Origin of the sequence: Sulfuricurvum sp., from assembly GCF_023250475.1 — a bacterium.
GTDB lineage: Bacteria > Campylobacterota > Campylobacteria > Campylobacterales > Sulfurimonadaceae > Sulfuricurvum.
The window spans coordinates 1-12,891 of record NZ_JAHFAQ010000062.1; the positions used below are offsets into that span (position 1 = coordinate 1).

A 12,891-nucleotide genomic window follows, 5' to 3' on the forward strand; every position below is an offset into this window, starting at 1 on the left:
GCGGATCACCAAAGAGACCGATGAAAAACTCGAAACCCTCTAAAGTCCGCCTCGACAAACTCCTCGGCTCACTGGGCTATTGCGTGCGCAAAGAGGTTGCCGCGCTATTACGTGATGGTGTCATTACCCACACCGACAATCTCCCCTTAAAAAGCGATACCAAAGTCTCTCATGAGGAAATTCTTTATGAAGGTGAACCGCTTGATCCGCCTACGGGGATCGTAATTGTAATGAATAAACCGCTCGGACTTGTCTGCTCTCACGATGATGGTGAAGGGAGACTCGTCTACGACCTCCTCCCAGCGCGATGGAGACTGCGCGATCCGAAAATCTCCACCGTCGGGCGACTCGACAAAGAGACGAGCGGACTGCTCCTCCTCACCGACGACGGCGCGCTGTTGCACCGCCTCACCTCTCCCAAACATAAAGTACCCAAAGTTTATGAAGCAACGATCGATCGACCGTTGAGCGGAAATGAAGCGGAAATTTTCGCTTCGGGGACGCTGATGCTGCGCGGCGAGAAAACCCCGTGCCTCCCCGCCAAACTCACGATCATCGATAAGACGCATGTGACATTGGAGATCACCGAGGGACGATACCATCAGGTTCGGCGGATGTTTGCGGCGGTCGGGAACCATGTCACCGCTTTGCGTCGATTCAGTTTCGGAGAATTGACGCTGGGAGATTTAGAGGTCGGAGAATACCGCCTCATTGATAATGACTCCCTCTAATCGACCAGCACAATCCCCATCATTTCATCGAAACAGTGCTTTTGTATAGGATTTAATCCCTTAAGAAGCTCTCAGCGTTGTCTGCGCATTTTTATCAACTTGGATAGTTTCGAATGCACTCTGAATCGATTGAAAGGTGATGGTGTATTTGTCGATAATCTCTTGACCTTGGTTATAAACTCTATCGGGATGGTATTTGTAAAGAAGCTTTTTAAATCTTTTTTTGATTACGAGAAGATCCTCTTGAGGTGATACATTAAGCAGTTTATAGGCTTTATCGATTTTTGAGCGTTCACTCTCTTTTTGAGGGATAAAGGGATTGTTAGCGGCTAGAAGTTGTGATATTTGCTGTTGATTATAGGTAAAACTGACGTAATACTGCATGATGCGGGTACGCTTTAGAAGTGTAAGAAGTTTTTCCTTCACCACCTCATTATCAACCTTGATGAGATAGTGATCTCGATCCTCGGCAAGGCTAATGATATGGGTTCTGAAATAGCCGCGTAAAAAGTTATGCAAATACATTGTGGTATTGTCTTGTTTAAAGGTAAATTTTAAATAAATCTTGTTAATAACTTCGATTGCAATCGGAATATTCGTAATGATATTCGCTTTTTCAATCCAATTGATCTTTATGGGGCGCTGCGGTTTTGATTCGATTTCTTCTCTTAGATTGTGAGGGTCTTTGCCGTGCATCTGTTGATAGCTCCAATAGAGCCAATTAAAGAACCTTTTTTTGCTGTTTAATTCTTCGTTGCAGTGATGGATAAAGAGACTTGATTCGCCGTGAACTTTGTATTTGAAGTGACGATTTACAAAATCTACAATCACTTTCTCTTGTATAGTGTCACGTCTAGCATGGATCAGAATCATGTTTCTATTGGCAAATATCCGCATCTTTAGATACTCCGCTTGATGTGTTTGATAGATAAAAAAGTTATTAATTTTCTAAATTTAAGCAAAAAACATTCCCTAGTTATTTAGAAATAAAAAAAGTACTGATACGAACAGCAAAAGGGTAGATTGGATAAACTGTCACATGGAAAAGTGTATGCTGATTTTTGAAAATGATAATTTTATCGTCGCGATCAAAAGTGCCGGAGTCAATTTTCACTCTGAAGAGAAAGCGGGATTCGTCGTTCAAGTGAGCGAACAGCTCGGCATCCCCCTATTCCCCGTCCACCGCCTTGATAAAATGACCTCAGGGCTGGTAATCCTAGCCAAAACCTCCGAAACGGCCGCACAGTTTGGGAAAATGTTCGAAGAGCGCAAAATCGACAAATATTATCTAGCCATCAGTATGCGCAAACCGAAGAAAAAAATGGGGTGGATCAAAGGGGATATGAGCAGTGCGCGACGAGGAGATTACAAACTCCTCACCACAATGACCAATCCCGCTATCACCCAGTTCCTCAGCTGTGCCCTGCGAACGCATGAGCGCTTTTTCCTTATCAAACCCCATACGGGGAAAACCCATCAGATCCGTGTCGCGTTAAAAAGTCTCGGTTCCCCTATCGCCGGAGATGAGCGCTACGCTCAAGCCGACGAAGCGCGCAAAGAAGAACGGGGGTATCTGCATGCCTATGCATTACGTTTTACGCTAAACGGTGAAGAATTTACATTTGTCTCACCGCCCGATAAAGGGGAACGGTTTGTCAGTGCAGAGTGTCGTACGCAACTAGAAACATGGAAGCAGCCGTGGGAGCTGTTTTAACGAAGACCTTTTAACAGCATCCCTTGGCTGTACTCATAAATCGCTTCGATATTATCACTCATCAAAAGATGCCCGTCGATCAATAATGATGCCAAGCCGTGAATCGAAGCCCATACGGTCGCCGCTTGCACCATCGGGTTTTCCCGTGCAACAATTCCCTCTTCCTGGGCTTCAAGGAGAAGTCCGATGAGGGCATACAATCCGTTCGCCTGAGTCTCATTTTTATAGTCGCATATCTCTTCGCGTTCCCGACGAAATTTTTCACCGAACAATAACCGATAGAGATTCGGATGTTCTACCGCAAAATCGAGATACGCTCTCCCCATCGTTTCAAACCGCTCCGCTACACTTCGGGTACGATCTTGAAATATTGGGGTAAACAGCAAATCAAGCTGTTCATACCCTTTCTCGATCACCCCGAGTATCAATACCTCTTTGCTCGCAAAATGACGATATACTGCTGTTCGAGACGTCCCCAGCCGCTGAGTCAGATCACGCAGGGTAATCGCATCCAGACCCTCCCTGTCAATCATCTCCAACGCCGTCTTTAACAACGCTTCTTTGAGGTTTCCGTGATGATAGGGGGAAGTTTTTTTCTCTTTCATAACGGTATTGTAACATGCTCTTTGCGAAAATAGCACACATCATGTTGACATTGTCTACATATAATGTTAGCATTGTCAACATTATATCTCTCAAGGATGTTCATGAGACCTATTGTTCTCCTCTCCATCACTCTGTGGCCGCTGATCGCGTCGGATCTCACGTCACTCTTGCCGCACGCAAAAAGCAATTTACGCGTCGAATCGGCTCGGCTCGAAGCTCAAAGGACAAAAGAGCAGCTTGAACAGGCAAAAACTGCCTATTATCCTACTCTCAGCGCCACAGCCCTCTATCAAAAAAAAGATAAAGCAACCGCCTTTGAACCTAAAACGGTACAAGGGTTGGAAATCGGTACCCAAATCAACCTGTTTGACGGCTTGCGACGGGAATCGACGCTTGATGCGCTCCACTCTTCGATTGACTCGGCGGAGCACTCCCTTGCACAAAAAGAGCAGGATGTTTTACTCGAAACCATCACAGCATACTATAACTATTTTAATGCCCAAACGTCTTTGGATGCAATCAAAGATAAAAAAACCGAACTTGACGCGCAAGTCAAACGCTTTAGCCTATTAGTCGCCAATGATCTCGCGACTACCGATATTCTCAAATCACTCGTCGCGTCCAAACTTCAAGCCGATTACGACGAACAAACTCAAACCATCCTTCTGCATCGGAATCGAAAAAACCTCGAACTCCTCAGCGGATTATCTATCGATACCCTCGAGTACAAAGAGCTTTCTTCCCCGCAAACGAGGGAAGTTGACCGCAGCGATTTAAAGGCCGATCGATCTCAAATCGAAACTCTCCGTCATACCGAAGGGCTTTACACCTATCTGCCTACCTTGAGTGTACAGGGAAAACATCGGCAAATGGATTACAATGATTATGACACGATGGGGGGGACCAATATTCAACCCGAAAATCAAAACGAGATCATCGCATCACTCTCCATGACCCTCTTTGATATGGGGAGTATCGCAAAAGAGCGGGAGCAGGCGCGGCTTACGACATTGAAAGCGCAAAAACTGATCGAGTACAAAACCAAAAGTCTGCAAAACGAAGCCGATATCGCCCAAATGAGCCTTCAGGCTTCTGAGAGTGCCTACCATGCGGCTATAGCCGAGGAGGAAGCACGGAGTGAAGCCTTCGGCTTTATCAAAAAACGGTTCGAAGCGGGACTGGTCAATACCACGACCTATCTCAGCGAATTAAGTGATCTCAGCGCATCTCGTGCCAAAGCCAAAAGTGCGCGCCACTCCCTTCAAATTGCCAAAGCCAATCTCGCTTATGCTTATGGAACCGATCTTATGACCCTACTCGAGGAGAAAAAATGAAAATCATACTTATATCCGCACTCAGTGCGCTAACTCTATGGGGCGACGTTTACGCCACGTTTGAATCTCAGGCATACCGTGAAGCCTCTTTGGGAATGAATGCATCGGGCATTGTCAAAAGAGTCGCCGTCCAAAACGCCGATCATGTGAAGAAAGGCTCTCTCCTCCTCGAACTCGACAGTGCCGAAGAGCATCTCTCGCTTCAGATGGCAAAAGCCGATTTGGAAGCGCTGAGCAAAGAGTGTACGTTTTTAAGCGATCAATACGCCCGTTACGAGAAGAGTGCACAGGTGTTTGATAAAAATACCCTCGACAAGCTCAAATCTGAGCTGGGGACGAAACTTGCCCAGCGTGAACGCGCCCGATTGTCGGTTGCCTATGCTGAGCAAAAAATCTCCAAAATGCGCCTCGTCGCTCCGTTTGCGGGAAGCATTTCCGAAAAAAACATCGAGATAGGGGATATGGTATCTTCGATGGGGGGAACACCTCTGTTTAAACTCATCAGTGACCAGACAAAACTCCTGATCCAATACGATTCAAAATTTGCCGCCGGGGTCAAGGTAGGAGACCGTTTCTGCAGCTCCATCGACGGAAAATCGACAGGAAAATGTTCAAAAATCACCCGAATCTACCCCTCCATCAACGCTAAAAACCGTCAAATGACTGCCGAAGCCGATGCTGCAGGTCTCCGTCCCGGAACATTCGGTGACGGAATGATCGTCGCTAAATAGGATTTATTATGCACAAAATTGCTATTACCCGCCCCATCACGACCATTATGTTCGCCCTCGCTCTGATCTTTTTCGGGCTGGTTGAACGCGCAGGGATGCCCTCCGGGCTTTATCCAAACGTCGATTTCCCGATCGTTATCGTCACCACAACCTATAAAGGGGCAAATGCCGACATCGTTGAGAGTAAAGTGAGCGATAAGATCGAAGAGGCGGTGAGCGGCATTTCAGGGCTTGAAACCCTCAGTTCAGACAGCTCTAAAGGGGTCAGTGTCGTTGTCGCTCAGTTCAAACTCTCAAAAGACCTTGATGAAGCGGTGAACGATGTCCGCGACAAAGTCTCCAGCATTCAGCTCCCGAACGAAGTGGATAAACCCTCCGTCGATAAACACTCCCTTGACTCCGCACCTGTCATTACCCTGTTTTTAGCGGGCGGTGACACACAAAAGGTGATGAAACACGCCGATGAGATTCTAAAACCGCGGCTGCAGCGGATAGAGGGGGTGGGGAGTGTAAGCGTTGCAGGGCTGCGTAAAAAACAGATCCGAATCACCCCCGATCCGGTATTGCTCGCCAAATATTCCCTTACCATGAGTGACCTGATCAATAGTATCCGTGCCCAAAATATCCGAATGGACGGAGGGAAAACGGTTGATAGTGCACATGAATACCAAATCCTCATCGATAACGACAGCAAAACTGTAGAAGCCCTCAGTACGCTTCGAATACGTGATGGATTGAGCTTAAGAGATGTGGCTTCGGTAAGCGATACCTTAGCCGAAGAGCGCAGTTTTGCCTCATTGGATGGAAAGACCGGGGTTCTGCTCATGGTTAAAAAGATCACAGGAGCCAATGAAATCGCCATTGCCGATGCCGTGAGAGTGCAATTGCCAGCCTTGGCTGCACTGGAGCCTGCTATGACCCTAACACCCTTGCAGGATGCTACGGGGTATATCCGTGATACGCTTCACGGGGTTCAATTCGACCTTATATTGGGTTCGATTCTCGCCTCTCTCGTCATCTTTTTATTTTTACGAAATCTCACCCTTACCCTGATTGCCGCCGTCTCACTTCCGGTATCAATTTTCGGAGTCTTTGCAATCATGGGCTGGAGCGGACAAACATTCAACCTCCTTACCCTCACCGCACTCACCCTCGCCATCGGGATCATTATCGACGATGCTATCGTTGTCATCGAAAATATCTTTAAACGGCTCGAAGCGGGACGGGATCGCCTCAATGCCGCCATCGAAGGGGTAAGTGAGATCCTCTTCTCCATCGTAGCCATCTCCGCGATGCTCCTCGCCGTTTTCGTCCCCGTCGCCAAGATGAGCGGAATCGTCGGGCGTTTCTTCACCAGTTTCGGAGTGACGATTATCGCCGCCATCGGTGTCTCATTCATTATTGCGATCACCCTGATCCCGATGATCGCTTCCCAAATCGCCAAAGGGGAGCACAGCCGTTTTTACCATAAAACAGAGCATTTCTTTATCCGGATGGAAGAGCGTTATCGCACCCTCATCCATGCCGTACTCCATTACAAAAAAACGACCCTGCTCAGTGCATTAGGTGTTTTCATCGTCTCGATCATCCTCTCGGGGACACTGGGGATGGTGTTTATGCCCAAAGAGGATAAAAGCCAGTTTGACATTACCCTCAAAACCCCTGCGGGAACAAGTATCCATGCGATGAAACAGCTCTCGCTCAATGCACAGAGACTCATCGGAAAAATGGCCGAAGTCGAGTATTGTACCCTCTATGTCGGACGGGGAACGGATCAAAAAGCAAATGAATCGGCGCTCTATGTCCGGCTCAAACCCCTTGATCAGCGCGACCGGAGTCAAAGCGATGTGATGAAAGAGACCCGATCCATACTGGAGCGTTTAAAAGGGTTCACGATGACCAGCGTCACCGAAGTCAATGACATTGCCGGCTACGAGATCAATACCCCCTATCAAGTTATCCTAAAAGCCCAAAGTGCCGAAGAGGCTGAAGCCTCTGCCCTAAAACTGATGAAGCTCCTTAAAGGTATTCCGGGGACAACGGATGTGCAAAGCAATATCCAGCCTAAAGCACCGCAGCTGAGCATCACCGTCCTCACTCAAAACGCCACCCGCCTCGGGGTGAATGTCGATGAGATCGCCCGTGTAATCGCCAGCGGCTATTCGGGAGACGGTACGATAACCTTTGTCCGCGAACGGGGGAAAGAGTACGATGTCGTGATGCGTCTGAACGATACCAAACGCCAAAGCATCGACACACTCAACTCCCTCAATGTCCGCACCTCATCGGGCGGAACAGTTCCCCTCTCATCGGTGGTTTCAATCACTACGAGCCAAGCACCGACGACGATCAAACGGTTCGACCGACTTAAAAAGGTGATTGTCGGAGCCGACATAACTAAAGCCCTTCCGCTCGATAAACTGGTCAAAATTGTCTATGATCGCCAAGGTGAGTGGTTGGATAAAGGGGTAGCTTTCGAGCTCGACGGCGATGCCAAACATATGCAAGAGAGCAACGAAGCGTTCGGCATGGCGATCGGTGCGGCACTCGTTATGATCTATCTGATCCTCGCCGCCCTATACGAATCACCTCTCCAGCCGCTCATCATCATGAGTGCATTGCCGTTAAGCTTTACAGGGGCATTTATCGGTCTGTGGGCAGCAGGGATGAATATGTCGCTCTTTAGTATGATGGGGCTGATGCTCCTACTGGGACTGGTGGGGAAAAACTCCACCCTCGTCGTCGATGCCGCCAACCGCCTCCAAAATGCTGGGAAACCGCTCGATGAGGCGATCGTCGAAGCAGGAATCTCCCGTTTGCGCCCGATTCTGATGACGACGACCGCAATGTGTTTCGGGATGCTCCCTCTCGCCCTCTCGGTCGGGGAAGGTTCGGGAGTAAAAGGGCCGATGGGGGTTGCCGTTATCTGCGGACTGCTCCTCTCGACGCTGACCAGCCTACTCGTCGTCCCTGCGTTGTACAAAGTACTTGCGCCGCTTGATGCGAAACTCCGCAAATTCTATACGATTAAAAAATAACCTTTTTTTGCCTCTTTTGAGGCAATGCCCCTCCAGAAATCTTTGGACTATTTTTTGCTAGTACTCCTGTAATAATAGTTATAAGGAGTACAATTGCAGGTACAAACACACGGTTCCTATCCGTTTTCAAACCCTTTTGGTACCTCCTCCTATTCCCCTCCTCCTACCTATAAAGAGATATCACAATCAGGGGAACTTGACCAACTCAAAGATAATTTCAGTATGATTTCCCAAGAGCTAAACCCCTCTGAACGGAAACTCTATAACACTCTGCTGAATGAACAAAACTACCAAGCCGCCAAAGGGATCGTGACCGTCGGATTTATGCGTGCGGCCGGTATTTATCACGACAGTAACGGAGATACCCTCTCAGGAGTATCCCTCTCAGAGGATCTGACAAAGGTATACCCGCCCGATTCCCAACAGGATCAAAATGCCCTTAAAGCGCTCCAAAACTATTTGAAACTAAATCCCTCTTCACTCGCACCGGATACAGAGAGACGCGGTAGTCTGCTCGATCTAAAAATCTAACTCTCTTTCCGCAATATACCCGTCCTCTTTTTTCAAATTCCGACGCATCGTCTCACGTACATAATCCATCCCGTTATAAAACTCCCGCATCATCACAGAAAAGAGATACGACCCTTGGGCACTTACGTTTTCCCCTTGCACTCTGCCAAAAAGTTTTAGGAAGAAACTCTCGATCCATAAATGCTCTGCAGAGTGAGATAGACCGAATAACTCGACCATCATCCGATATTGCGCAATCGGACGTGTCGGAAAAGTAATCGCATGGGTGATGGGCAAGCGATTTTTGGATAATGTTTCGGCATACTCAGGGAGCGAAAAGGTATTCGCATAAAGGGTATCGCCAATAAAACTAAATGCACCGCTCCCGATCCCGACGTATTCGCTCCGCTCAATCACGTACTCATCGATAATCCCCTCACATGCCAATGACCATGCCCAGCTCGATCTCTGTATGTATATACCACTCATCCGCTCCATGATGATACGGTAGAAGTTCGCTTCATGGGTATCACTGAGGGTTCCCCATCGCTGACTCAAACTCTCCCGAATCCCGGGTGCGTACATCAGCGGATAAAAAGTCACTTGGGGCGGTCGAAGTTTGAGAATCGTATCAATCTCATGATGCAGCTCTTCGATGCTTTGATTGGGATAGTTGTAAATCATATCGATATTGACAATCGGGAAAGAAGAAAGATTGCATTCTACAATGGCATACTGCTCTTCTGCGGAACCGAATTTTTTATACCGCCCGATCTGTTTGAGGGTATCGTCATTAAAACTTTGTATCCCGATGGAAAGACGATCGATTTTACCTTTTAGATTTGCATTTTCCAAATCAGTCACATGCCGAGGATCGCTCTCGCACGACACCTCACGGATATCAAACAGCAATTTTGCCAAATCAATCGTCTCTCCCAGCTCACGCGGGAGGATTGTCGTCGTTCCACCTCCAAAATAGATCGAGTCGAACCGATATCCAAGCGCATGAACCATCTGCATCTCTTGATGTAACAGTTCAAAGTACCGCTTGGCACTCGGTTCGTCAAATCGGAACTTATGGAAGGAGCAATACGGGCATAAAGTGAGACAAAAAGGGATATGAACATACAGCAATCGCGACGTTTCATCGGGTGCAGCCGGTAATGATTTTTGGGTGGGTTTGAGATGAAGATACTTTTTCACAGCCCATCGCATTGTTGCCGAAGCAATCTTTTCAGCAAGGCCCCAGCGGATATCTGAGATGTCACGGTAATCAATCATGGATGCTATACCCCTCTAATGGGTCATATTATAACATGGGCAAAGTGCTTAGTTGACTCAAAAAAACCTCAACCGAACTCCTGCTATAATTACACCACTTTGACCAAAGACACTGATATGACCTTAACCGATTTACAGCTCCACTTAAGTGCCGCTTCTCCTGCCGTAACCGAGGAATATACCCGATTGTTTCACGGACGCGGCAATGCGTATAAAGGATATCGGTTTCTTACCGTTGACAGCGTAGACAAAGTGCTGTTTGTAGTATTGTTTGATCCGGACGAGGAGGAAAATGCACTTATCGCCATGCTACGCGATTTCTATACTCGCGAGGGCAAATGGAAAACGTTTGTACTCCAGCAGCGCTACCTCCCATCCTCCCCATCGATTGTAATAGAGGGTGAATTGCCACACGAGACGTACGCCATTGAAAACGGTCTCAAATATCATGTCAACTTCCTCAGTGCCCAGAATATCGGATTCTTCCCCGACATGAAAATCGGTCGCTCATTCGTCCGTAACCATTCAAGCGGTAAAAATGTCCTCAACCTCTTCTCCTACACCTGCTCGTTCTCCGTTGTCGCTACCGATGCGGGAGCAAACGCCGTTGTCAATGTCGATATGAACAAAAACGTCCTCACGATGGGGAGAGAAAATCACCGTCTGAACGCCATTGAGACGAAAAATGTGGAGTTTATGCCCTACAACATCCTCAAATCGTGGAGCCGTATCCGCAAAAGCGGGCCGTATGATCTCATCATTATTGATCCCCCCAGTTTCCAAAAAGGCTCCTTTGCCGCCACAAACGATTACGAGAAAATCATCCGACGGCTCCATGAGTTCGCTGCAGAGGAGTGTACCGTCCTCTCAGCGCTTAATGCACCTGAACTCGACAGTGAATTCATCAAAAACCTTTTTAGAGAAAATGCCCCCGAATTTCGGTATATCGAAAGATTAGAGAATGTGGAAACATTCCCCGAATCCGAGGAGGAACGAAGTCTTAAAAATCTGGTTTTCAAAAAAGAGCTTACAACGTAGGATAATCCAGATACCCTTCTTCACCCTGCGTATAAAAGGTATCGGGATCGGGCTCATTGAACGGTCCCTTTTGCGCAAACCGCTCAGGCAGATCCGGATTCGCCAAAAAGAGCGCTCCAAATGCCACCGCATCCGCCAATCCGCTTTCTATCGCTGTATTTCCTCTCTCCTGTGTATAACCGCCGTTCGCGATCAAAATACCGTTATAAGCTTTCCTCAAAATACTCAGTTCAACGACATTTGCCCCGTGTCGTATATCCCCTTCCAACGCATCGATGATATGGAGATACGCCAAATTATAACCGTTTAGTTTCTCACAGATATAGGAAAAATGGCGCTCGGGATCGGAATCTTTCATGTCATTAAACGTACCGCTGGGGGAGAGTCTTACTCCTGTTTTATCCGAACCGATGGCAGAAATAATCCCTTCGATAATCTCAAATAAAAACCGTGCCCGATTCTCAACCGAACCACCGTAAACATCATCTCGAACATTGGTTCCATCCCGCAAAAACTGATCGATCAGATAACCGTTGGCTCCGTGAATCTCAACCCCGTCAAATCCTGCTTCAATGGCATTCTTGGCTCCCTGAACATACTGCTCAACGACGGTTTTTATCTCTCCTATGCTAAGGGCATGCGGCGTTACAAACTCTTTCATCCCCTCGGGCGTATAGATACTGCCGGCAGGTTTGATGGCGGAAGGGGCGAAAGGGAATGCCCCCTGATGAAATGCAGGGTGAGAAATTCTACCGACATGCCAAAGCTGTAAGAAGATCCGTCCCCCCCTCTCATGTACCGCCTGAGTCACATTTTTCCACCCCTCAACCTGCGCAGGGGTATGAATACCGGGGGTATAAGGATAACCGACACCCCGTGGCGAAATTTGAGTCGCTTCGGTAATGATGAGGCCGGCAGAGGCTCTTTGGGCATAATATTCCGCCATATTCTGATTGGGAACATTATCCGCAATACTGCGGCACCGTGTCATCGGTGCCATAAATATCCGGTTTCGTAAAGGGAAGTTTCCGATTTTAATAGGAGAGAACAAGTCCATATCATACTCCTCTAAGAAGATAGTTAGGTCATTGTCCCACAATACGATTTACATAATAATGAATAATATTGAGTAATTTTTATTTGAAATCCAAAGAGAGATTTTAATCCTTTTCTTGTGTACACGCGATGACGATATTTTTGTCCCGTGCATACTCAACACCCCAATCGATCATCATCTCTAAAATAGGACGTATTGCCTCTCCGTGCGGAGTAAGACTGTATTCAACTTTAGGGGGTACTTGTTCGTAAATAACACGGCGGATCAATCCGTTCTCTTCCATCTCCCGCAACTGCTGCGTCAGCATCTTTTGGGTGATACGGGGAATAAGACGGAGCATCTCTCCGTTACGCAACACTTTTTTATCGTGCAGATGCCATAATATAAGCCCTTTCCATTTTCCGCCGATCAGTTCGAGGGTCAGTTCAAAGGGGCAATTAAAAGGGAAATTGATCATATATAGTTACCTTTTGGTATGTACAGTACTTTTTAGTGCGTTCTTGACTAAATATACTGTATTGTATAAAATCTCACCTGATACAACCTTGAAGGAAATATTATGAAACGTGTATTACTATTGAACCTGCATCAAAAATATGAGGGGATCGCCAACGGAAATTTGACCAAAGATCTTCTCAAAGAGGCAAAATCATTTTTTCTGAATCATGGATATGAGGTACAGGAGACAACCATCGACGAAGGGTATGATGTCGCCGAAGAGTTGGAAAAATTCAAATGGGCCGATCTCTTTTTCGTCCAATCCCCCGTCTATTGGATGGGATTGCCGTGGCTGGGGAAAAAATACATCGACGATATTTTCTCGGGCGGAGTCAATACGGTCACCTATGCGA

At 47.2% G+C, this 12,891-nt stretch carries 13 protein-coding genes; 8 read left to right on the forward strand and 5 right to left on the reverse strand.

The window, feature by feature from the left end:
• Positions 1-20 precede the first annotated feature (20 nt).
• Positions 21-731 (forward strand): 16S rRNA pseudouridine(516) synthase, encoded by a 711-nt coding sequence (locus Q0C19_RS07090; RefSeq protein ID WP_295054468.1) that lies wholly within the window; start codon positions 21-23, stop codon positions 729-731.
• A gap of 60 nt (positions 732-791) precedes the next feature.
• On the opposite strand, the gene Q0C19_RS07095 is transcribed toward Q0C19_RS07090, so the two are convergent.
• Positions 792-1,604: a J domain-containing protein gene (locus tag Q0C19_RS07095; protein ID WP_295054440.1), complete on the reverse strand. Its 813-nt coding sequence runs from the start codon at positions 1,602-1,604 to the stop codon at positions 792-794.
• A gap of 178 nt (positions 1,605-1,782) precedes the next feature.
• On the opposite strand from Q0C19_RS07095, the gene Q0C19_RS07100 reads away from it, so the two are divergent.
• Positions 1,783-2,445: a TIGR01621 family pseudouridine synthase gene (locus Q0C19_RS07100; protein ID WP_295054441.1), complete on the forward strand. Its 663-nt coding sequence runs from the start codon at positions 1,783-1,785 to the stop codon at positions 2,443-2,445.
• Here Q0C19_RS07100 and Q0C19_RS07105 read toward each other — a convergent pair.
• A complete protein-coding gene (locus tag Q0C19_RS07105; protein ID WP_295054443.1) occupies positions 2,442-3,050 on the reverse strand; it encodes a TetR/AcrR family transcriptional regulator in 609 nt (202 codons plus the stop codon). The two genes, Q0C19_RS07100 and Q0C19_RS07105, sit on opposite strands and share 4 nt — an antisense overlap.
• A 102-nt stretch (positions 3,051-3,152) precedes the next feature.
• On the opposite strand from Q0C19_RS07105, the gene Q0C19_RS07110 reads away from it, so the two are divergent.
• The 4 genes from Q0C19_RS07110 to Q0C19_RS07125 all read left to right on the forward strand — a co-directional run bounded on the left by Q0C19_RS07110 (position 3,153) and on the right by Q0C19_RS07125 (position 8,685).
• Positions 3,153-4,385: a TolC family protein gene (locus tag Q0C19_RS07110; RefSeq protein ID WP_295054446.1), complete on the forward strand. Its 1,233-nt coding sequence runs from the start codon at positions 3,153-3,155 to the stop codon at positions 4,383-4,385.
• Positions 4,382-5,116, forward strand: coding sequence for an efflux RND transporter periplasmic adaptor subunit (locus tag Q0C19_RS07115; protein WP_295054448.1), 735 nt, complete (start codon positions 4,382-4,384; stop codon positions 5,114-5,116). The genes Q0C19_RS07110 and Q0C19_RS07115 overlap by 4 nt, the downstream gene beginning before the upstream one ends.
• A gap of 8 nt (positions 5,117-5,124) precedes the next feature.
• Positions 5,125-8,154, forward strand: coding sequence for an efflux RND transporter permease subunit (locus Q0C19_RS07120; protein WP_295054451.1), 3,030 nt, complete (start codon positions 5,125-5,127; stop codon positions 8,152-8,154).
• Between the two features lie 93 nt (positions 8,155-8,247).
• Complete coding sequence (locus Q0C19_RS07125) at positions 8,248-8,685, forward strand: hypothetical protein (protein WP_295054453.1); 438 nt, start codon at positions 8,248-8,250, stop codon at positions 8,683-8,685.
• On the opposite strand, the gene Q0C19_RS07130 is transcribed toward Q0C19_RS07125, so the two are convergent.
• Positions 8,674-9,945: a coproporphyrinogen III oxidase family protein gene (locus Q0C19_RS07130; RefSeq protein ID WP_295054456.1), complete on the reverse strand. Its 1,272-nt coding sequence runs from the start codon at positions 9,943-9,945 to the stop codon at positions 8,674-8,676. The two genes, Q0C19_RS07125 and Q0C19_RS07130, sit on opposite strands and share 12 nt — an antisense overlap.
• A 117-nt stretch (positions 9,946-10,062) precedes the next feature.
• On the opposite strand from Q0C19_RS07130, the gene Q0C19_RS07135 reads away from it, so the two are divergent.
• Complete coding sequence (locus Q0C19_RS07135; protein WP_295054459.1) at positions 10,063-10,983, forward strand: class I SAM-dependent methyltransferase; 921 nt, start codon at positions 10,063-10,065, stop codon at positions 10,981-10,983.
• On the opposite strand, the gene Q0C19_RS07140 is transcribed toward Q0C19_RS07135, so the two are convergent.
• Positions 10,973-12,040 (reverse strand): alkene reductase, encoded by a 1,068-nt coding sequence (locus tag Q0C19_RS07140; protein ID WP_295054462.1) that lies wholly within the window; start codon positions 12,038-12,040, stop codon positions 10,973-10,975. The two genes, Q0C19_RS07135 and Q0C19_RS07140, sit on opposite strands and share 11 nt — an antisense overlap.
• Positions 12,041-12,143: 103 nt before the next feature.
• Positions 12,144-12,497 (reverse strand): helix-turn-helix domain-containing protein, encoded by a 354-nt coding sequence (locus tag Q0C19_RS07145; protein ID WP_295054464.1) that lies wholly within the window; start codon positions 12,495-12,497, stop codon positions 12,144-12,146.
• Between the two features lie 102 nt (positions 12,498-12,599).
• On the opposite strand from Q0C19_RS07145, the gene Q0C19_RS07150 reads away from it, so the two are divergent.
• Positions 12,600-12,891, forward strand: a 292-nt coding sequence (locus Q0C19_RS07150; protein ID WP_295054466.1) for an NAD(P)H-dependent oxidoreductase, incomplete at its 3' end; no start/stop codon positions are given.